17 protein-coding genes are annotated in these 19910 nt (G+C 63.7%); 4 read left to right on the forward strand and 13 right to left on the reverse strand.

Translation table 11 applies throughout. The annotated features are described in order from the left end of the window. Positions 1-134 precede the first annotated feature (134 nt). Positions 135-1934 carry a DNA mismatch repair endonuclease MutL gene (gene mutL / locus QN222_RS15020; protein WP_283961833.1) on the forward strand — a complete coding sequence of 600 codons (1800 nt, stop codon included), beginning with the start codon at positions 135-137 and terminating at the stop codon, positions 1932-1934. A 211-nt stretch (positions 1935-2145) separates the two neighbouring features. Further along, a complete protein-coding gene (locus QN222_RS15025) occupies positions 2146-2379 on the forward strand; it encodes a DUF2093 domain-containing protein (protein WP_283961832.1) in 234 nt (77 codons plus the stop codon). 124 nt (positions 2380-2503) lie between these two features. Here the strand turns inward: QN222_RS15025 and lpxK are convergent, their stop codons facing one another. From lpxK to QN222_RS15055, 6 genes are all read right to left on the reverse strand, one after another. After that, a complete protein-coding gene (gene lpxK / locus QN222_RS15030) occupies positions 2504-3550 on the reverse strand; it encodes a tetraacyldisaccharide 4'-kinase (RefSeq protein ID WP_283961831.1) in 1047 nt (348 codons plus the stop codon). A 243-nt stretch (positions 3551-3793) separates the two neighbouring features. After that, positions 3794-4498 (reverse strand): HAD family hydrolase, encoded by a 705-nt coding sequence (locus tag QN222_RS15035; protein ID WP_283961830.1) that lies wholly within the window; start codon positions 4496-4498, stop codon positions 3794-3796. Positions 4499-4521: 23 nt separating this feature from the next. Then, on the reverse strand, positions 4522-5835 hold the full coding sequence (gene waaA, locus QN222_RS15040; RefSeq protein ID WP_283961829.1) for a lipid IV(A) 3-deoxy-D-manno-octulosonic acid transferase: 1314 nt from the start codon (positions 5833-5835) through the stop codon (positions 4522-4524). 91 nt (positions 5836-5926) lie between these two features. Then, on the reverse strand, positions 5927-6163 hold the full coding sequence (locus QN222_RS15045; RefSeq protein WP_180940308.1) for a DUF4170 domain-containing protein: 237 nt from the start codon (positions 6161-6163) through the stop codon (positions 5927-5929). 54 nt (positions 6164-6217) lie between these two features. Next, positions 6218-7036, reverse strand: coding sequence for a 3'(2'),5'-bisphosphate nucleotidase CysQ (locus QN222_RS15050; RefSeq protein ID WP_283961828.1), 819 nt, complete (start codon positions 7034-7036; stop codon positions 6218-6220). Positions 7037-7099: 63 nt separating this feature from the next. Next, on the reverse strand, positions 7100-8446 hold the full coding sequence (locus tag QN222_RS15055; RefSeq protein ID WP_283961827.1) for a TldD/PmbA family protein: 1347 nt from the start codon (positions 8444-8446) through the stop codon (positions 7100-7102). Positions 8447-8596: 150 nt separating this feature from the next. On the opposite strand from QN222_RS15055, the gene QN222_RS15060 reads away from it, so the two are divergent. Beyond that, complete coding sequence (locus tag QN222_RS15060) at positions 8597-10456, forward strand: monovalent cation:proton antiporter-2 (CPA2) family protein (RefSeq protein WP_283961826.1); 1860 nt, start codon at positions 8597-8599, stop codon at positions 10454-10456. Positions 10457-10542: 86 nt separating this feature from the next. Here QN222_RS15060 and QN222_RS15065 read toward each other — a convergent pair whose 3' ends face one another. The 3 genes from QN222_RS15065 to QN222_RS15075 form a co-directional block, all read right to left on the reverse strand. Continuing rightward, positions 10543-11421 (reverse strand): patatin-like phospholipase family protein, encoded by an 879-nt coding sequence (locus QN222_RS15065; protein ID WP_283961877.1) that lies wholly within the window; start codon positions 11419-11421, stop codon positions 10543-10545. 159 nt (positions 11422-11580) lie between these two features. Then, positions 11581-12141 carry a 16S rRNA (guanine(966)-N(2))-methyltransferase RsmD gene (rsmD, locus tag QN222_RS15070; protein WP_283961825.1) on the reverse strand — a complete coding sequence of 187 codons (561 nt, stop codon included), beginning with the start codon at positions 12139-12141 and terminating at the stop codon, positions 11581-11583. A 6-nt stretch (positions 12142-12147) separates the two neighbouring features. After that, entirely contained in the window at positions 12148-13953 is a 1806-nt protein-coding gene (locus QN222_RS15075) for a pseudouridine synthase (RefSeq protein WP_283961824.1), read from the reverse strand. A 73-nt stretch (positions 13954-14026) separates the two neighbouring features. Here QN222_RS15075 and QN222_RS15080 point away from each other — a divergent pair, with 73 nt between their 5' ends. Then, positions 14027-14476: a nucleoside deaminase gene (locus tag QN222_RS15080; protein WP_283961823.1), complete on the forward strand. Its 450-nt coding sequence runs from the start codon at positions 14027-14029 to the stop codon at positions 14474-14476. 12 nt (positions 14477-14488) lie between these two features. Here QN222_RS15080 and QN222_RS15085 read toward each other — a convergent pair whose 3' ends face one another. From QN222_RS15085 to QN222_RS15100, 4 genes are all read right to left on the reverse strand, one after another. Further along, positions 14489-14968 carry a GNAT family N-acetyltransferase gene (locus tag QN222_RS15085; protein ID WP_283961822.1) on the reverse strand — a complete coding sequence of 160 codons (480 nt, stop codon included), beginning with the start codon at positions 14966-14968 and terminating at the stop codon, positions 14489-14491. Between the two features lie 3 nt (positions 14969-14971). Beyond that, the gene (locus QN222_RS15090) at positions 14972-15592 is read right to left on the reverse strand and encodes a hypothetical protein (protein ID WP_283961821.1); all 621 of its coding nucleotides are present in this window, start codon (positions 15590-15592) and stop codon (positions 14972-14974) included. A 135-nt stretch (positions 15593-15727) separates the two neighbouring features. Beyond that, on the reverse strand, positions 15728-18637 hold the full coding sequence (gene ileS, locus QN222_RS15095) for an isoleucine--tRNA ligase (RefSeq protein ID WP_283961820.1): 2910 nt from the start codon (positions 18635-18637) through the stop codon (positions 15728-15730). 283 nt (positions 18638-18920) lie between these two features. After that, entirely contained in the window at positions 18921-19904 is a 984-nt protein-coding gene (locus QN222_RS15100) for a bifunctional riboflavin kinase/FAD synthetase (protein WP_283961819.1), read from the reverse strand. Between the last annotated feature and the right edge of the window lie 6 nt (positions 19905-19910).

The following is a 19910-nucleotide window of genomic DNA, read 5'->3' on the forward strand; positions in this document are numbered from 1 at the left end:
CAGCAGAACGTTAAAGGGGGATTAAATCATGGTCTCATTTTTCCCGAGACTTATCTCCCCATGGCCGCTCTTACCGCGGCGGACCAATCGCAAACACCCCTTTCCCTCGCGCGCCGAATCCGGGAAAATGAGCCATGATCATCAAGCAACTTTCAGAAACGCTCATCAACCAGATTGCGGCCGGTGAGGTCATCGAGCGGCCTGCCAGCGCGGCCAAGGAATTGATCGAGAATGCGCTCGACGCGGGCGCGACCAGGATCGAGATCGCGACGGCCGGCGGCGGCAAGACGCTGCTCAGGGTGACCGACAACGGCGGCGGCATGTCGCCCGCCGATCTCGCCCTGGCCGTTCAGCGCCATTGCACCTCCAAGATCAGCGATAGCCTCACGGACATCCGGACCCTCGGCTTTCGCGGCGAGGCCCTGCCCTCGATCGGATCGGTCGCGCGCCTGTCGATCACGACGCGAACGGCCGGCGCCAACGAGGGCGCGGCGATCGCAATCGCAGGCGGGAAGACCGAAGCCATGCGCCCGTCACCGGCCAATGTCGGGACCGTCGTCGAGGTGCGCGATCTTTTCTTCGCGACCCCCGCGCGGCTCAAATTCATGAAATCGGAAAAGGCCGAGGCTGCCGCGATTTCCGAGGTCGTCCGCCGCATGGCGATCGCCTTCCCGAAGGTGCGCTTCGTACTTTCCGGCTCCGATCGCACCACCCTGGAGTTCCCAGCCACCGGTGAGGACCGGCTGGCGCGGATGGCGCAGGTGCTCGGCAAGGATTTCCGCGACAATGCGATCGAGATCGACGCCGAACGGGAGGATGCCCGGCTTACGGGCTTTGCCGGCGTGCCGACCTTCAACCGCGGCAACTCGCTTCAGCAATACGTCTTCGTCAACGGCCGACCGGTGCAGGACAAGCTCATCCTGTCTGCAATCCGCGTCGCCTATGCCGAAACCATCCCCCAAGGACGCTACCCGGTTGCCGTCCTGTCGATCGAACTCGATCCGGCGCTCGTCGATGTCAATGTCCATCCGGCGAAGTCGGACGTCCGGTTTCGCGATCCGGGCTTGATCCGAGGGTTGCTTATCGGCGCGATCCGCGAGGCGCTCGCGCGCGGCGGAGACCGTGCTGCGACCACCGGCGCAAGCGGGATGATGCGTGCCTTCCGGCCGGAGATGCAGAGGCCGCCGCAACCCTGGACTCCTGAAGCCTCGCCCTACCGGCCGATACATTTCGGCGAAACTGCGAACGGCTTCGCAGAGGCCCCGCAGCGAGCCTTTGTGGAATTCTCGCAGCCATCGGCGCGTTCCACCGGTCCGGCCGAAGAAACACGCGTTTCTGACGTAACCCCGCCATCCTTTCCGCTCGGCGCCGCGCGTGCGCAGCTCCATGAGAACTATATCGTCGCGCAGACGGATGATGGCCTCGTCATCGTCGATCAGCACGCCGCGCACGAGCGGCTCGTCTTCGAGACGATGCGGACGGCGCTGCATTCGCGCCCGGTGCCTGCGCAAACCCTGCTCATCCCGGAGATCGTCGACCTCCCCGAGGACGACTGCGATCGGCTGATGGCGCATGCGGAGGAATTCTCCCGTCTCGGCCTCGCGATCGAACGCTTCGGCCCGGGGGCGATCGCAGTACGCGAGACGCCGGCGATGCTGGGCGAAATGGATGCGGTCGGCCTTGTGCGGCAGCTCGCCGACGAGCTTGCGGAATGGGATACAGCGAACGGCCTTGCGGGGCGGCTCGAATATCTCGCTGCGACGATGGCCTGCCACGGCTCGGTTCGCTCAGGCCGCCGGATGCGGACGGAGGAGATGAACGCACTGCTTCGCCAGATGGAGGCGACACCTGGCTCCGGCCAGTGCAATCATGGCCGGCCAACCTATATCGAGCTGAAGCTCTCGGACATCGAGCGTCTCTTCGGCCGCAGCTAACGAGCGGTCGCTCGGCGGAATAGCACTACTGCACGCTTCCTTAAATCGTCGCCGATTTAAGGATAAAGACGATGCAGCAATTCAAAGTGCTACAGCGCCTTTTGCGCGTCTTGTGAGACGCGCGGCGCTGTAGTGTCTTGCCGGCACTGGAGTTTTACTGGGCACTGGGTTAGACCAAGAAGCAATCGAATTGAGAAGGCAGACACTGGCAATGATGAACCGATTTGAAGGAAGTCCCTCGCGCGAGGCGAAGATCCGCTATCTCGACGGCGACTTCCAGATCGTGCTTGCCGGATCACACGTCGTCTGTGCCATGACGGGCAAAGCGATCCCCGTGGACGAATTGCGCTACTGGAGCGTTGCCCGGCAGGAGCCCTATGTCGACGCGGCTGCCTCGCTCGAGGCGGAAAAACGCGCCGGTGCGCTTCCCAATCAGCGACGCTGATTACTGGATGCTTCCTTAAATCGTGGCCGATTTGAGGGTTAAAACACGCAGCATTTCAAAGTGTGCTACGGGGGCCCTTTGCGCGTCCGACAAGACGGGTGGCGCTGTGAGTAAAGCCCCCCCGTCACGGAGTGATTGACTTGGCCTCCCGCAGCTTGCGCGCTCGCGCGGCGGCAAGCGTGCGGTCGATGACTTTGCCGGGCACCGACGGGTCGTCGAAGCGCACATCGATTTCGATCACCTTGCTCTTGGCCGCCAGTTCTCCCGCCCGGCCATGGCCAGGTTCGAGACGCACCAAGTCCTTCGACGTGGTGACCAGCGTATAGCCCTGGGTCGCGGCGCGATCGAGCAGGTCGGCAATTTCATCGTCGGAGAAGTGGTGATGATCGGGAAAGCTCCGCGTCTCCTCGATCATCGCGCCCGTCTCGCGCACGGTCCGGAAGAACTTCTCCGGATCGGCGATACCGGCCCAGGCAAGAACCTTGACGCCTGCGAGCTGACCCTCGTCGACCCGGATGGTTTCAGCCGCGTAGACGGGCTTGCCCGCCCGAGCGGCCCGGCGGACCAGGGGATCGGCCGCCGATCCGCTGCCGATCTTGAGGAGCGCTGTTGCGTGGCGAAGCTGGTCGCCGATTGGCGCGCGAACCGGCCCTGAGGGAACCAGATGTCCATTGCCGATGCCTCGCCCGGAATCGACCACAAGCAAGGCGAAGTCGAATGCGAGCCGCGCGCTCTGGAAGCCGTCGTCCATGATGATGATGTCGGCGCCCTCGGCAGCGAGCTTGCGCGCGCCCTCGACGCGGCGTCGGCAGACGACGGTCAAGGCTTCGCGGGCGAGCAGCAGCGGCTCGTCGCCGACGTCGCGGGCACGATGGTGATGCGGATCGACAACAGTTGTGACGTCCAGCGAGCCGCCATAACCGCGACTCAAAAAGCCGGGCTTCAACCCCTTCGCCTTGGCGGCTCGGGCAAGCGCAATAGCGGTCGGCGTCTTTCCAGCTCCTCCGACTGTGAAGTTGCCGACGCAGATGAGTGGCACCGGCGCCGAGGCGCGGCGGGCTCTATCCATGCGCATTCCGGCGATGCGGCCATAAACCCAGGAAACCGGCCAAAGCGCGTAGGCGCGCCAATCGGCCTTGGTCCACCAGAACGGTGGCGCTTCAGAAACCATGCTGCCTAATCTGCCTCCACGACCTGCCCTGCCCCCAAACCGGCCAGGAACGCGACGCTCTACAGCGCCGCGCGTCTGAAAGACGCGATGGACAAAAAACGTCAGAATGGGAAAAAAGGCAAGCCGGTCGGTGCCTGCTGCAGGTTTCCTTAAATCGTAGCCGATTTAAGGATAAAAACATGCAGCAATTCAAAGTGCTACAGCGTCCTTTGCGCATTTAACAAGGCGCGCGGCGCTGTAGACCTACAGCACCGCCTCCAGTTCCGTGATGTCGGCCAGGCAATGGTCCGAGGCCGCGGCAAGAGATTGGCGCGACCCTGTGCCGGTCAGCACTGCGACCGTCAGGCCAACGCCGGCGCTGCGCCCCATGTGCATGTCGTGATTGTTGTCGCCGACCACCGCCACCTGATGCGGCTTAAGCCCGGTCGCAGCGCAGAAACCCAACACCATGCCCGGCTCCGGCTTGACCCCATGGCCGCTGTCATAGCCGGCAATATAGTGCAGGTAACCATCGAAACCGAAGCGCCTGGCGGTTTCCCGGATCGACCGTTCGTTGTCGCTCGAGGCGACACCGAGGCGATAGCCTTTCGCGTGAAGGCCGGCAAAGAAGGCGCCGAGATCGGTCACCGGAACGGCATAGTCCGCGGACTGCGCAAAAAGGCTGTCGAAGAGCGTCGTCAACTCCTCGACGGTGAAGGGCGCGCCGGCGCCAACCATGCCTGTGGCGATTTCCACCGTATTACCGGCGGCGAGCAGACTGTCGGGCGCAACGTACCCGCTGTCCGGATCCATTCCGCCCGCCTGAAGCAGCACCCTTGCGAGTTCCTCATCGCCCTTTGCCGCGATGCGCGCCAATTCGTAGTTCACCGGCACCCAGCTCTTCACGTAGTCGAGAAGCGTCCCGTCCTTGTCGAACAAGATGCCGACGATGGTTTTCGATGCAACCATGATGCGATCCGCAAATTGACGCTTCAGCCTTCGACGCGCGGCTCCAGCCGTGCCTTCACGACCAGCGGGTTGATATAGGGCTCGAGACCCTTGATCGTCGCCGTCAGCGCGCCACGCATCTGTTGCACGCTTTCGAGACCGGCGTCGATCATCGAGCGACGCATGTCGTCGTTGCCGAGCAGATAGTTGACGCCCTTGGCCAGCATCTCGACATCGCGAACGATCTTGGCGCTGCCGTTCTTGGCAAGCATCTGATAGGTTTCGCGGAAATTCTGGACATTGCCACCCGAAAGAACCGCACAGCCGAGCATCGCCGGCTCCAGCGGATTCTGCCCGCCTTCGGCAAAGAGCGAGCGGCCGACGAAGGCAACCTCGGTCAGGCGTAGATAGAGGCCCATTTCGCCGATCGTGTCGCCGAGGAAAATATCGACGTCCGGCGTTAGCGGATCGTTGCGCGTCCGGCGTGCAACCTTCAGTCCCTTGGCGACCAGTGCTGCCTCGATCGCGTCGCATCGCTCGGGATGGCGCGGGACGACGATCGTCAGGAGACCGGTCCTGTCCCTCAATGCGCGGTGAACCGTCGCCGCGGCATTCTCCTCGCCCTCGAAGGTGGAGATCGCCGCCCAGGTCTTGCGCGCACCGATCTGCTGCCGATACTCCTTGAGCGCCTTCGGATCATGCGGCGGAGCGTCGGTGTCGACCTTGAGATTGCCGGAGACCATGACCGGAAGCGCGCCGAGCGTGCGAAAGCGGTCCGCATCCACGTCGGATTGCGCAATGACGAGCGCCAGGTTCTCGAAGAGCGCCTCGGCGAGCGAGGGCCGTTTTTTCCAGCGCGCGAAGGTCCGGTCCGAAAGACGGCCGTTCACCAGGACCTGCGGAATGTGCCGGCTGCCGAGTTCGACGATGGTCATCGGCCAGATTTCCGATTCCGCAATGATCGCCAGATCCGGCTCCCAATAGTCGAGAAAGCGGCTCACTGCAGGCTTGAAATCAAGCGGCACATATTGGTGCACGACGGCAGAACCCAGTCGCTCAGCGGCTACGCGGGCCGACGTCGTCGTACCGGTGGTCAGCACCACGGCGATGCCGCGGCGGCGGATTTCCTTGATCAGCGGTGTGACGGCTGCCGTCTCCCCGACGCTGGCGGCATGAAACCAGACAAGCGGTCCTTGCGGGCGCGGCGCGCTCGCATAGCCGTAGCGCTCGCGTCGGCGCGTCGGGTCCTCCTTGCCTTTCGCTGCGCGTATGGCGAGGTAGGACCAGACCAAGGGATAGATCCCCGTCCCGATCCAGCGATAGCTGGAAAGCGCAAGCCGTGCACGAAGGCTACTCATGAACTCGCGCCCTCGCCCGTGTGCAACCGGACACAGATGTCATGCACAGCCTGGGCGCAGGTACGCCGGGAGCGTTCCAAAGACACCGACATCAATCATTTTCCGGATCGAGCAGACGATGCATATGAACGATGAAATAACGCATATGGGCGTTGTCGACCGTCATCTGCGCCTTGGCCTTCCAGGCGGCATGAGCGCTGTTGTAGTCGGGAAAGATGCCGACGATATCGAGCTTTTCCAGATCGCGGAACTGGACGTTGGTAAGCGTTGTCAGCTCGCCGCCGAAGACGAGGTGCAAACGTTGCTTTTTCGCGGAGTCTTGAGCCATCGTAATTCCATTTTGTCTTGAAGCGTGTTGATTTGCGGCATTCGCCTGCAAAGGTCAATGGGGCTCCAACGGGCGGGAGGCGGCCAGCAAGGCTGGAAGCACCGGCCTCGAGGCTGCGCCAAGAATGCCGTGCGTGACAATGGGGCGATTATAGGACAAGGGCAGGCCGTCGAGCCCGCAGAGCGCACCGCCCGCCCGTGCAAGGATGAGATCGGCAGCGGCGAGGTCCCAGTCGTGCGAGTTCTTTTTGACGATCGTTCCGTCGATCCGTCCATCCGCGATCATCGCCAGCCGGTATGCAAGCGACGGCACATGCGGGATCCGCACCATTTCTTCGCGATAGGGCGAAGCCAACCTGCCGACCAGGTCCTCGGCCATCGCCACCTTCAGCGTCTGCTGACGCTCGGGCACGCGCACAGCGATCGCGGCACCGTTCTTTCGCGCCTCGCCGTCGCGGGTTGCCTGAAAAACCTCGCCGAGCGCCGGCGCATAGAGCACGGCCGCAACGGGCTGGCCGCGCTGGACGACGGCGACGCTCACACACCAAAGGTCGCGGCCGCCGATGAAGGCGCGGGTCCCATCAATGGGGTCGACCACGAAGACCCTCTCCCGGGAGAGGCGGCTCTCGTCATCATCGGTCTCCTCGGAAAGCCAGCCATAATCGGGCCGCGCACCGAGCAACCTTGCCTTGAGGATGTCGTTGGCGGCGAGGTCCGCCTCGCTCACCGGCGAGCGCCCCTCGTTCTTCCAGTGCACGTCAAAGGTCTTGCGAAAATATCCGAGCGCCGTGTCGCCCGCGGCGATCGCCGCAGTGAGGATCAGCTCAAGGTCCTCGCTCCAGGCGGGCGCGAGCGGTCGGGCTGTTTCTGACATTCAACTCCATACGCGCGGGACGGGGCCGCGCGCCTCAATGTTGGCGGAACAAGCCGCTCGCGATCAGGTTCCGGCGAGCGTCATGCCTTCGATGGCAAGGGTCGGCGCGGCAATGCCGAATTTCCTGTCGATATCATCGGCAGGCGTCAAGGCCATGAACATCTGCTTGAGATTGGAAGCGATCGTTACCTCGGACACGGCGAAGGTAATTTCGCCGTTCTCGATCCAGAAACCGGAAGCGCCGCGGCTATATTCCCCCGTCACCATGTTCACGCCCTGACCGATCAGTTCGGTGACATAGAAACCCGTTCCGACGCCCTTTATCAGATCGTCGCGCGAGATCGTTCCGGGTTCGAGGGCGAGATTGGTCGAGGCGGGATTGACCGTGGGGCCGCCGCGGACGCCGCGTCCATTGGTTTCAAGGCCCAGTTCCTTGGCCGCCGAGGTCGACAGGAACCAGTGCTGCAGCACACCGTCCTCGACGATCGACAATTTCGCGCCGCTCACCCCCTCGCCATCGAAGGGACGCGACGAGGCGCCGCGGATGATCAGCGGATCATCGGTCACTTCGATGCCGGCCTTCATGACCTGCTTGCCCATCATGTCGCGCAGGAAGCTCGTCTTGCGTGCCACCGATGCGCCGTTGATCGCGCCGGCCAGATGACCGACGAACCCACGCGCAATGCGCGGGTCGAAAACGACGGTGACGTTCTTTGCGGTCGGGACCTGGCGCGGGTTGAGGCGCGCAACCGCCCGTTCGCCGGCGACGCGGCCAATGTCGTCGGCCGTTCGCAAATCATCGAAGTAGAGGCGACTGTCGAAATCGTAATCGCGCTCCATCTTCGTGCCCTCGCCGGCGATGGCGCTGACGGAGCGGCCGAAGCGGGTTGCCATGTAGGAACCCGAGAAGCCGTGCGAGGTGACCAGAACGAGCCCGCCCATGCCGGCCGAGGCACCGGCACCGCTTGAGTTGGTGACGCCGGACACGGCAAGGGCCGCCTCCTCGGCGGCAAGCGCAGCTTCGGTCAACGCTTCGGTCGATACGGTGCTGCCATCGAACAGATCGAGATCCGGGTAGGATGTCGCAAGCCGATCGGAGTCCGCCAGCGACGCATATGGGTCCTCCGGCGAGGCCTTGGCCATCGCGACCGCGCGCTCTGCGAGCACCTTCAGATCGAACCCGGGATTGGCCGAGACGCTTGCAACCCGGCGCCCGACGAAGACCCGCAGCGAAAAGTCATCGCTTTCGGAGGCTTCCGTCGCTTCGACCTTGCCGAGCCGGACGGAAACGGAACGGGAGCGGCCGCGCACCACCACCGCGTCCGCGGCGTCCGCCCCAGCCTGGCGGGCGAGTTCGACGAGCTCGGCGGCTTGCTTCTCCAACGCAGCGGAATCGATCATCTCAGACATGATTTGGCCTTTCATTCCTGCCCCATTTATTGTGCACTGAACCATGCATCAAGGGCATCATCGTGATTCCCGTCCCAGCATCCAAATGATATCCGCAGAAGGCCCTGCGTACGGGGCCTGCCGCAGCCGTGACAGCGAGAGCAATCGAGCATGCAAACGACATCGTTTCTCTATACCCAGGCGCTAATGCTGCTCGGCGGCGCCGTGCTTGCGGCACCGATTTTCAAGCGCCTGGGGCTCGGCACGATTCTCGGCTATCTGGCAGCCGGCATCCTCATCGGACCGGTCGCGCAACGAATAACCGAGGGCGAGGAGATCCTGCACGTTTCGGAACTCGGAGTCGTGTTTCTGCTCTTTGTCATCGGCCTTGAACTGAAGCCATCGCGCCTGTGGCAAATGCGGCGCGATATCTTTGGGCTGGGTGCTGCACAGGTTGTCCTGACCGGTCTCGCTCTGTCCTTCCTGATCGCATTCGCCGGCCTTCTCGAATGGAGGGGAAGCGTCATTGCCGGCTTCGGGCTTGCCCTCTCTTCGACGGCCTTTGCAATGCAGATCCTCGACGAGAGCAACGATACCAATACGCGTTACGGCCAACGCGCCTTCTCCATCCTGCTGCTGCAGGATCTTGCGATCGTTCCACTGCTCGCCCTGATCCCGTTGATGGCAGCGCAGGCACCGGAAGACGCGACGACGCCGTTTCAGGACTTCGCGATTGCGGTCAGCGCCGTCGCCGTTCTCTTCTTCGCGGGTCGCTATCTGCTCAATCCGCTCTTCCAGGTGATCGCCCGCACCGGAGCGCGCGATGTCATGATCGCGGCAGCCCTTCTCGTCGTCATGGGCGCGGCGACGTTGATGCAGCTTGCCGGTCTTTCCATGGCGATGGGTGCCTTTCTCGCCGGTGTGCTTTTGGCGGAATCGTCCTATCGCCATGAACTCGAAGCCGATATCGAGCCCTTTCGCGGCATTCTTCAGGCCTTGTTCTTCATGGCCGTCGGCCTATCGCTGGAACTAGACGTCATCGTCGAAAACTATCTGCTGATCATCGTCGCAGTGCCGCTGCTGATGCTGGTGAAGAGCCTCGTGCTCTACTGGCTCTGCCGCATCACCGGCTCGCGCCATAACGACGCGTTGCGTATCGGCCTTCTTCTGCCGCAGGGCGGCGAATTCGGCTTCGTGCTCTTCACCGCGGCGGCCGCGGCGAGTGTCTTTTCACAAGGAACCTCGTCGCTGCTCGTCGCCATCGTGACGCTCTCGATGGCGCTGACACCTGTCGCAGCCATGCTCTCGAAGCGGTTGATGCACGAGCAGGAGGAAATGGCCGACGAGATCGAGGAGGATTTCGAAGGTGCCGGCGCCGACGTGCTGATGATCGGCTTCTCCCGCTTCGGTCAGATCGCCGCGCAGATCCTGCTCGCCGGCGGCCGCGACGTGACCATCATCGATCATTCCGCCGCGCGCGTGCGTCAGGCCGCAACCTTCGGCTTTCGTATCTATTTCGGCGATGGCACCCGACTGGACGTGCTGCGGGCGGCCGGCATAGAGCGCGCGAAGCTCGTCGCAGTCTGCACGCAGAAGAAGGAAACGACGGATAGGATCATCAGTCTCGTCCAGGCCGAATACCCCAACGCCCGCATCTTCGCCCGCTCCTACGACCGGCTGCACACGCTGGAACTGCGCGCACTGGGCGTTGACTACGAACTGCGCGAAACCTTCGAATCCGGACTTCTCTTTGGTCGCAAGACGTTGGAAGCGCTGGGCGTCGGCAACGAAGATGCGATCGCCATCATGGACGATATCCGCCGTCGCGACGAAGCGCGGCTTGTTCTGCAGGAAGCCGAGGGCATCACCGCGGGCCGCGACATGCTGCACTCGCGGCCGGTCCGGCCGGAGCCGTTGGTCAAGCCGAAGCGTGAAGTGAACCACTCCGCCGATACTGAGGAGCGGATCCTGCCGACCCTTCCGGCGGAGGATCGGCAGCAGACGGACGAGACGCTGGCGCAGACCGACTGACGGAGGGCCCGCTTACAAGCAATTCCAGCAAAAGTGTGTAGACGGTTTTCCGTCCGGAATTACGCAATTTCAGAAAGCGGACCGCCTCAGTCCTTCCAGCTCTCGATCCGCTCGGAAAGCGCACGCTTGAATTGCTCCTTGGTACCCGCCGTTGCGGCCAGCACCTCGTGGGCGCGCAAGAAATCGAGCACACGGAAGCGCCCGACATCGGGGCGCAGCAGTATGTCGGGCGCGCCGTTTTTCATCTTCATCGCGATGATGGATTGCATCATCAGTTGGCTCGCGCCGAACAGGCTGTCGAGACGGCTGGGTATGGTTCGCCCGTCGCCGTCCGGACCGCCGACCACATCAATGGCGACGACGATGTCGGCCAGGCCGCGCAGGTGGTCGAACGGGATCGGATTGTAGATGCCGCCGTCAATCATGACGCGGCCATCGATTTTCACCGGCTTGAACAAGGCCGGCAAGGCAGCGGAGGCGGCAAGCGCCTTGTGCAGGTCACCGCTTTCACAAACGCGTTCCGTCTGGCCGTAGTAGTCCGTCGCCATGACCTTCAGCGGGATCACCAGATCGGAAAAGCGGCTCGGGATCGCCTCGGGCAGAAAGGCCTTCAGAACCCGCTCGATGTTGAACTGGCCGAAATGGAAGCCGCTCGCCACCGCCTCGGCAAGGCTGACCGGCCGCAGCTGCCACAGCCGGTTAAGCACTTCGCCGCGATGGCCGACGGTCGACAGCACATGGTGCCGGATCTCCTCCCCGCGCATCCCGGCCGCCATGCCGGCGCCCATCATCGCGCCAATCGACGAGCCAGCGATCGCGACAGGCCGAATGCCCATCTCGTCGAGGGCCTCGATGATGTGGATATGCGCCAGTCCTCGCGCGCCCCCGCCTCCGAGCGCGAGCGCAATCGAGGGGCTTCGCCTCGCGGAAGGTTTCGCGATTTCAGACAGGATATCCTTCCTCATCACGCTCGTCTCCGTTCATCTTGCGCGCACACGATCGTCGCCGCACGCGGGTCTACAGCGCAGAGCGTCCAATCGGACGCGCCAAGGTCTCTGTAGCACTTTGAATTGCTGCATGATTTTGTCCTTGAATCGATCCCGATTTAAGGATTCATGCAGCAGTCAATCGCCGCGGAACCGGTAGAAATGCATCCGCGTGTCGCCAAAGACGCGCACATCGAGCGGCTCGAATTCGATCGGCGGCCGCGGCTCAACGTCGGCCCGTTCCTCCAGAATTGCAAGAGCGCCGGGGACGAGCCACTTGCCTGCCGAGGCCGCCGCAAGTGCACGCTCGCCGAGCCCTTTGCCATAGGGCGGATCTGCAAAAACCAGATGAAACGGCTCCATCGTCCCGACCGGCCCGAGATCGGTCGCGTCGCGACGGAAAATCTTGGCGCGCCCCTGAAGTCCGAGCGTCTCGATATTGGTCCGAAGCAGCCCCCTGCCCTCCACGCCCTGCTCGACGAAGAGCGCGTGCCTGCAGCCGCGCGACAAGGCTTCGAGCCCGACAGCACCGGTGCCGGCAAAGAGATCGAGCACGCGGGTGCCGTCGAGCGCTTCCGGATAGGCGTGGCTCAGGATATTGAACAGGCTTTCACGCGTCCGATCGGTGGTCGGACGGATATCGTTGGACTTGGGCGTGGCCAGGGCGCGGCCGCGAAACTCTCCCCCGACGATCCGCACGGCCGATTACTTCCCCTTGCCCCGCGGCTTGCCGCCGCCGGGGCGGCCGCCTGGCTTACCACCGCCCGGCTTGCCACCGCCTGGCTTGCCGCCACGGGGGCCGCCGGAGCGCTGGCCGGGCGATTTCCCTACACTGGGCTTGCCGGCGGGCTTTCCGCGAGGCCGGTCGCCGGACGGGCGGTTGCCGCCCTCGCGACCTTGAGGCCGATCGCCTTCGCTGCGGCTTGTCCGCGGCTTCCCGGAGAATGCGCGATTTTCGCCGCCGGCGCGTGCCGGGCGCTCAGCGCGCGTGCGTTCACTGCTTTCGCGCCGCGGCGGCCGATCGCCATGATCGCGCGATTTCCGCTCTGCTGCGTCAAAAGGCCGACGCCGGTCGAAACCAACGTCGCGCGTGTCGTCCTTGCGGCGCACCGGTTCGCTGGCGCTGATCCAGTCTCCATCTTCATCCCCGCGCCTGACGGACGGCCGCGGAGCGCGCTCCGGGCGGGCAGCGCCCTTGGCTGCAGCGCCTTTGCGGTCGGGATCGAACTTTCCCGATGTCTTCGTCGCCAAGCCGTCCTTGGTGCGGCCATAGCGTTTTGTCTTCGGTGCACCTTCCGGACGTTCGCGTCGGACGGGCGTCGCCGATGGCTCATCCGCCGACTTCGGCTTCTTTTCGGCTATCGGGCGTGCACCCGGCGCCATCCAGACATTGGCGGTGCGGCTGCGCTTCGCCGGAACCCGAGCGGGGCGGTCGGCAGGCCTGGCGGCGGGACGCTCGCCGCGATCGCGGGAGCGGCCTTCGTCGCGGCGCGTGTCGAGGCGAGCAAGCGCGCGCTCACGCTTGTCCTCAGGCTTTTCTCGCCGCCCGGGGCGCTCGGGCTTGCCGGCATCCTCCGCAACCTCGTCGTGATGGTCCCTCTCGGCCGCCGGCTGGTCGTTGTAGAGAGGCGCGTCGAAATTCGCCTTCGCGTCCTCGATCAGGCGCGGGCCGAGTTGGTCCCTCAGCGTGCGACCACGAATTTCCTGAACATGACCTTCCGGCAGGTCGCCGAGCTGGAAGGGGCCGTAGGAAATGCGGATCAGTCGATTGACATCGAGACCAAGCGCGCCGAGCACGTTCTTGATCTCGCGGTTCTTGCCTTCGCGTAGGCCCATGGTGATCCAGACGTTCGATCCCTGAACCCGATCGAGCGTCGCCTCGATGGCGCCATAGAGCACCCCGTCGACGGCGATGCCGTCCTTCAGCCGATCGAGCGCTTCCTGATCGATCTCGCCATGCGCACGCACGCGATATCGACGCAGCCAGCCGGTGGACGGCAGTTCGAGCACGCGAGCAAGGCCGCCATCATTGGTCAAGAGCAGCAGGCCCTCGGTGTTGATGTCGAGCCGGCCGATCGAAAGCACGCGCGGCAGCCCTTCCGGCAGGTTCTCGAAAACCGTCGGCCGGCCTTCCGGATCGGCATTGGTCGTCACCAGCCCGGCGGGCTTGTGATAAAGCCAGAGACGCGTGCGCTCGATGCCGCGGATCGGATGACCGTCGACCTCGATGCTGTCGGCAAGCGTTGCGTTGACGACAGGCGTGTCGAGCACGACGCCGTTAAGCCTGACGCGGCCCTCCATGATCATCCGCTCGACGTCGCGGCGGGAGGCAACGCCGGCGCGCGAGAGGATCTTCGAGATGCGCTGCGGCTCATCCACGCCGGGCGCAGCTGCAGCCGGCCGGGCCTTGGCGGACGGGGCGGCGCCCGTCTTCTTTTCGCCGGAACGAGGTTTTTTTTCCCGGCCGTTGGTTTTGCCGCCGGGCCGCGTGGACTTGTCTTTGGATGTCATTTGTGTTGCCTGCCTTTTGCGGCTGTCCTATCAGGTCAAGCGCCGTGGGTTAAGAGAAATTATTGATCGAGCGATGACGGATACGACACGCTTCATGGATGCGGCCCTCGAAGAGGCCCGGCAAGCGGCAGCACGCGGCGAAGTGCCGATCGGCGCCGTCGTCGTGCTCGACGGCAAGATCGTCGCCACCGCCGGTAACCGCACGCGCGAACTGAACGACGTCACCGCCCATGCCGAGATCGAGGCAATCCGTCAGGCTGCGGCCAGTGTCGGCGGCGAACGGCTGACGGGTGCTGACCTCTACGTCACGCTGGAGCCCTGCACCATGTGCGCGGCGGCGATCTCCTTCGCCCGAATACGCCGCCTCTATTATGGCGCGGAAGACCCGAAGGGTGGGGCGGTGGACAACGGCGTCCGGTTCTATGCGTCGCCCACTTGCCACCATGTCCCGGATGTCTATTCTGGGCTTGCCGAACGGGAAGCCGCCGATATCCTTCGCGATTTCTTTGCCGGCAGACGCTGATCGGCGCAGCGGTCAGTCGTCGGCAAGGGCCTTCAGCGCAGCGCCCGCAAGCCGGTAGCGCTTCCATTCCGACATGGGCTCCGCGCCCACTGCCTCGTAGACACGAATGGCCGGCTCGTTCCAATCGAGAACGCTCCATTCGAAGCGGCCGCATCCTTCGGCAATGGCAACGCGCGCGAGATGTTTCAGAAGCTGCTTGCCGGCGCCCGAACCGCGGTATTCGGGCGTGACATAGAGGTCTTCGAGATAAAGGCCCTTACGCGCTTGCCAGGTGGAAAAGCTGTAGAACCAGATGGCGAAGCCGGCAGGCACGCCGTCGACCTCGCAGATAACCGCATGGGTGATGGCATCGGGACCGAAGAGCGAAGCCTGCAAACGCTCGACGGTCGCTTCGACCTCATGCCCCGCCTTTTCGTAGATCGCGAGCTCGGTGATGAAGCGCAGAATCGTCTCTGCGTCTTCCGGCAGGGCGTTGCGAATGCTGGTCGTCATGGCTTAGAACGGCCACCACCATTTGGTGCCGCTGTTTGCCACCTGCGCGTCCTTCTTGCGGCGACGCTCCTTCACCTTTTCCGGCTCGCCGAGATCGGTTTCGGCGCCCTCCGGAAGGCGGCGATATTCGATCGGCGGATCGCTCAAGAAACGACGCTTGTCGGAGTACGCGCCCTGCTCGATCCTGCGGGCCTCCCGATAGGCCTCCTGCTGCTCCTTGGCCGAGAGACGGCGACCATTGGCGGTTGCCTTCGCCAGCGGCGAGACATAGTTGGGATCGTTCTTGTTGGCGTCCGCCTCGTCACGCAGGCGCTCACGGACCTCCTCCGGCGACTCGACCCACTGCGGGTTTGTCTCGCGGTTCGCCAGTGACTGCTGCGGCTCGATCAAAGCCGTCTGCTGTCCCTGCGGCGGCAGCACCAGCGCCGGCCGGGGCTGATATTTGACCGGATCGCGCTTCGGCGGGGCGAGGCTTACGGCGCTGCCGAGGTCATCGAGCAGTTGTTCGCCTGCCGACTTGTCCGTACCGTAGGTTGGACCGCCGATGCAGCCCGAAAGCACCAAGCCGCCCGCCACGATGGCGGCAATGCTGGCGACAACTCGCAACTCTCGCGTCATTTCCATGAATTTCCTTCCAGCCAGCCGCACCCCACATGCCGCGGCCACTCAGCGCCCCCTTGGCCGAAAAATCCGCCAAATTTCGGGCAGGGTTGTACCGGATGAACGCGACAAGCGCAATTCACCCAGCAAAACGATGCGTCAAGGCTTGAATCCAAGCTCCCTCAGCGCGGCCGCGTCGCGGGCGGAAACGTCCGGATAAAGCGGATCCGACCCGACATCCGTGGTGATTCGCCAGGAGCGAGCGCATTTCTGGCCCTCGGCGAGCCTCGGCACGACACTGACCTTGGCGACGTCCGGCAACGCGAAGGCATCGGCCGGCCCTTCGGAGCCGACGACCTCGATCGCCGACGTGATGCAGATCTCGGCAAAATCCTGGCCTTCGAGCGCCTGGCGCAAGTCCGCATCCGCGACATGGACCACAGGCGCCGCTTCCAGCGACGAGCCGATGCGCTTGTCCTTGCGCTCGATTTCGAGTGCACCGGTCACGACCTTGCGGACTTCGCGGATCTTGCGCCACTTCTCGGCGAGCGCATCGTTGCGCCACTCCGCCGGCACGGTCGGGAACTGCTCCAGATGCACCGAGACGGCTTCCGGGTTGCGGGAGAGCCAGGCCTCCTCGGCGGTGAAGGGCAGCATCGGAGCGAGCCAGGTCACCAGGCAATCGAACAGCGTGCGGATGACTTGCAGCGCGGCGCGGCGGCGGATCGAGGACGGTGCGTCGCAGTAGAGCGCGTCCTTGCGGATATCGAAGTAGAAGGCCGACAGTTCGACATTCGAGAAATCGATAAGCGCACGGGCGATTCGCTTGAAGTCGAAGGCGTCGTAGCCCTCGCGCACCAGCCGATCCAGTTCGGCCAGGCGGTGCAGCATTAGTTGCTCGAGTTCCGGCATGTCGGCAAGCGCGATCACCTCGCCCTTGTCATGGGCGAGCGTGCCAAGCATCCAGCGGACAGTATTCCTGAGCTTGCGGTAGGCGTCGATGTTGGTCTGGATGATGGTCTTGCCGAGACGCTGATCCTCCCAATAGTCGGTCGTCATCACCCAGAGCCGCAGGATGTCGGCGCCGGCATCCTTCATCACCTCCTGCGGCGTGACGGTGTTGCCCTTCGACTTCGACATCTTCTCGCCCTTCTCATCCATGGTGAAGCCATGGGTGACGACGGCGTTGTAAGGCGCGCGGCCGCGCGTCGCGCAGCTTTCGAGCAGCGACGAGTGGAACCAGCCGCGATGCTGGTCGGAGCCCTCGAGATAGACGTCGGCCGGCCATTTCAGGTCGGGACGATCCTCCAGCGTGAAGGTGTGGGTCGAACCGGAGTCGAACCATACGTCGAGGATGTCCATGACCTGATGCCACTTGGCATGGTCATGATCGTTGCCGAGGAACCGCTCCTTGGCGCCTTCGGCAAACCAGGCGTCGGCGCCCTCCTTTTCGAAGGCTTCGAGGATGCGGGCGTTGACGGCGTCATCGACGAGGATCTCGCCCTGATCGTCGGCGAAGATCGCGATCGGCACGCCCCAGGCGCGCTGGCGCGAAAGCACCCAGTCCGGCCGCTGCTCGATCATCGCACGCAGGCGGTTCTGGCCGGCACCGGGCACGAAGCGGGTGCCGTCGATCGCCTTCAAGGCACGCGAGCGCAGCGTCGTGCCGTCGCCGAAGTCCTTGTCCATGTAGACGAACCACTGTGGCGTGTTGCGGAAGATGACCGGTTTCTTCGACCGCCAGGAATGGGGATAGGAGTGCTTCAGGCGGCCACGGGCAAAGAGTGTATGACGGGCGATCAACGCCTTGATCACGCGATCATTGGCGTCGCCCTTCTTGCCCTTGTCGTCGATGACACGACCGGCTCCGCCTTCCGCATCCGGGCCGAAGCCGGGCGCATCGGCGGTGAAATAGCCGGCATCGTCGACGGTGAACGGGATCGCAGAGGAGATACCGCGCGCTTCGAGTGCCCGGGCGCTATCCATCCACGCGTCAAAGTCTTCGCGGCCGTGGCCGGGCGCGGTGTGAACGAAGCCGGTGCCGGCGTCGTCCGTCACATGATCGCCGTCGAGCAGCGGCACGTGGAAGGCATAGCCGCCACCGAGGCCGTGGAGCGGATGGGCGCAGGTGATCGCCCCGAGCTCGCCTGCTTCGACGTCGCGGACGAAGTTGAACGTCACCTTCGCCTTGGCTGCCGACTCCTCGGCCAAACGCTTGGCGAAGATCAACTTCTCGCCCGGCTGCGGGCCGTAGTCGTTTTCGGCCGTCGCAACCTCATAGAGGCCATAGGCATAACGAGACGAATAGGCGATCGCGCGGTTGCCGGGGATGGTCCAGGGCGTCGTGGTCCAGATCACGACGAAGGCGCCCGCCAGTGCATCCGGGCCTTCGGTGATCGGGAACTTCACCCAGATCATGTCGCTCTCGACATCGGCATACTCGACCTCGGCCTCGGCGAGCGCGGTGCGCTCGACAACCGACCACATGACCGGCTTCGAACCACGATAGAGCTGGCCCGCCTTGGCGATCTTCATCAATTCGCCGGCGATGCGCGCTTCCGCGTGGAAGTTCATCGTCGTGTAGGGATGCGCGAAATCGCCTTCGATGCCAAGGCGCTTGAACTCCTCCGTCTGGACCTCGATCCAGCCGCTGGCGAAATCACGGCACTCCTTGCGGAACTCGTTGACCGGAACCTCGTCCTTGTTCTTGCCCTTCTCGCGGTATTTTTCCTCGATCTTCCATTCGATCGGCAGGCCATGGCAGTCCCAACCGGGGACGTAGTTGGCGTCGAAACCGCGCATCTGGAACGAGCGGTTGATCACGTCCTTGAGGATCTTGTTGAGCGCATGGCCGATATGGATGTTGCCGTTGGCGTAGGGCGGGCCGTCATGCAGCACGAACTTCTCGCGGCCGGCGGCGGAAGCGCGGAGCTTCTTGTAGAGGCCCATCTTCTGCCAGCGGGCAACCGTCTCCGGTTCCTTCTGCGGCAGACCGGCGCGCATCGGAAACTCCGTCTGCGGCAGATAAAGGGTGGAAGAATAGTCGATCTTTTCAGCGGTCTCTGTCATGGTCTTTGCGTTCGTCTTTTCCGCGCGGATCATTCGCGCATGCGGAAGGGTTCGGTATCTCGAAGATGACTGGGGGGCGTGAAAAACGCCGAAATCCCGGACCCGCCGGCGGTCTAGCGCGCGCGGAGGGCCGGGCCAATAATTCGCTGATCGATGATCAATCGACGGTGCCGGGTCATGGTGGCCGGTTCTTTAAGGCGTTTTCGGCCTTTTGAAAAGGTCCGCCAACGTCGCACCGCCGAATTCTTTGGCTGAGGAATGGACAAGCGTCCTCCAGCAGCGCTCAGGCGAAATTGAGTCTTCGGTCGATCTCGCTCAAGGGCTGGACGCCGGAAAGGAGCAGGCGCGCCTCTTCCTCGTCGCGCTTGATCTGCGCCATCAGCGGCTCCAATCCATCGAACTTGAGTTCGTCGCGGAGGTAACCGAAGAAGGAAACGCTGCAGACTTCGCCATAAAGATCACCGGAGTAGTCGAAGACGAAGGTCTCGAGCAGAGTTTCGCCATCGCTGTCGACAGTCGGTCGGCGGCCGAAGCTTGCGACGCCGTCGTAGAGAGATCCGTCCGCACGACGGAACCGCACGGCGTAGATACCGTTCCTGAGCTCTGCTTCCGGCGGCAACCGCATGTTGGCCGTTGGAAAGCCGAGTGCGCGCCCGAGCTTCTTGCCGCCAATTACTTCTGACTCAACGGTGTAACGGTAACCGAGGAGCCCCGCTGCGTGCGCGACGTCCCCTTCGGCGAGTAAGGAACGGATGAAGCTCGACGATATCACCGAGGCGTTTTCATCGCGGAAGGCATCGACGAGCGTGACGCCAAAACCCTCCCGTTCGCCAGCCGCCATCAGGAATGCCGGCCCGCCTTCGCGCCCCTTGCCGAAGTGGAAGTCGAAGCCGGTGACCACATGGGACGCGTGCAGCCATTCGCGCAGGATGCGGTGGATGAAATCGGACGCAGAAAGCTGGGAAAAGGTCCGGTCGAACGGATATTCGATGACGGCGCCGAAGCCCATACCTTCGAGGATGCGGGCCTTGAGCGGGGCGGGCGTCAGGCGGAAGACCGGCGTGTCCGGCCTGAAGACGGTGCGTGGGTGCGGTTCGAAAGTCAGGACGAGCGCCGGAACGCCGCGTTTGGCGGCTTCCTCCAGCGCGCGGCTCAATACCGACTGATGGCCACGATGAACACCGTCGAAATTGCCGATCGCGATGACGCCGCCGTGCAGGCGCTCCGGAAGCGGATCACGGGTTTCGTTGCGATGAAAAACCGTCATGTCCGT

The sequence above is a fragment of the Sinorhizobium sp. 6-70 genome (genome assembly GCF_030124375.1).
In the GTDB taxonomy this organism is placed as follows: domain Bacteria; phylum Pseudomonadota; class Alphaproteobacteria; order Rhizobiales; family Rhizobiaceae; genus Sinorhizobium.

Excerpts from the sequence above, each read along its gene's own strand:
- mutL (WP_283961833.1), top strand. The coding sequence starts at position 135 with ATGATCATCAAGCAACTTTCAGAAACGCTCATCAACCAGATTGCGGCC.
- QN222_RS15025 (WP_283961832.1), top strand. The coding sequence starts at position 2,146 with ATGATGAACCGATTTGAAGGAAGTCCCTCGCGCGAGGCGAAGATCCGC.
- lpxK (WP_283961831.1), bottom strand. The coding sequence starts at position 3,550 with ATGGTTTCTGAAGCGCCACCGTTCTGGTGGACCAAGGCCGATTGGCGC.
- QN222_RS15035 (WP_283961830.1), bottom strand. The coding sequence starts at position 4,498 with ATGGTTGCATCGAAAACCATCGTCGGCATCTTGTTCGACAAGGACGGG.
- waaA (WP_283961829.1), bottom strand. The coding sequence starts at position 5,835 with ATGAGTAGCCTTCGTGCACGGCTTGCGCTTTCCAGCTATCGCTGGATC.
- QN222_RS15045 (WP_180940308.1), bottom strand. The coding sequence starts at position 6,163 with ATGGCTCAAGACTCCGCGAAAAAGCAACGTTTGCACCTCGTCTTCGGC.
- QN222_RS15050 (WP_283961828.1), bottom strand. The coding sequence starts at position 7,036 with ATGTCAGAAACAGCCCGACCGCTCGCGCCCGCCTGGAGCGAGGACCTT.
- QN222_RS15055 (WP_283961827.1), bottom strand. The coding sequence starts at position 8,446 with ATGTCTGAGATGATCGATTCCGCTGCGTTGGAGAAGCAAGCCGCCGAG.
- QN222_RS15060 (WP_283961826.1), top strand. The coding sequence starts at position 8,597 with ATGCAAACGACATCGTTTCTCTATACCCAGGCGCTAATGCTGCTCGGC.
- QN222_RS15065 (WP_283961877.1), bottom strand. The coding sequence starts at position 11,421 with ATGAGGAAGGATATCCTGTCTGAAATCGCGAAACCTTCCGCGAGGCGA.
- QN222_RS15075 (WP_283961824.1), bottom strand. The coding sequence starts at position 13,953 with ATGACATCCAAAGACAAGTCCACGCGGCCCGGCGGCAAAACCAACGGC.
- QN222_RS15080 (WP_283961823.1), top strand. The coding sequence starts at position 14,027 with ATGACGGATACGACACGCTTCATGGATGCGGCCCTCGAAGAGGCCCGG.
- QN222_RS15085 (WP_283961822.1), bottom strand. The coding sequence starts at position 14,968 with ATGACGACCAGCATTCGCAACGCCCTGCCGGAAGACGCAGAGACGATT.
- QN222_RS15090 (WP_283961821.1), bottom strand. The coding sequence starts at position 15,592 with ATGGAAATGACGCGAGAGTTGCGAGTTGTCGCCAGCATTGCCGCCATC.
- ileS (WP_283961820.1), bottom strand. The coding sequence starts at position 18,637 with ATGACAGAGACCGCTGAAAAGATCGACTATTCTTCCACCCTTTATCTG.
- QN222_RS15100 (WP_283961819.1), bottom strand. The coding sequence starts at position 19,904 with ATGACGGTTTTTCATCGCAACGAAACCCGTGATCCGCTTCCGGAGCGC.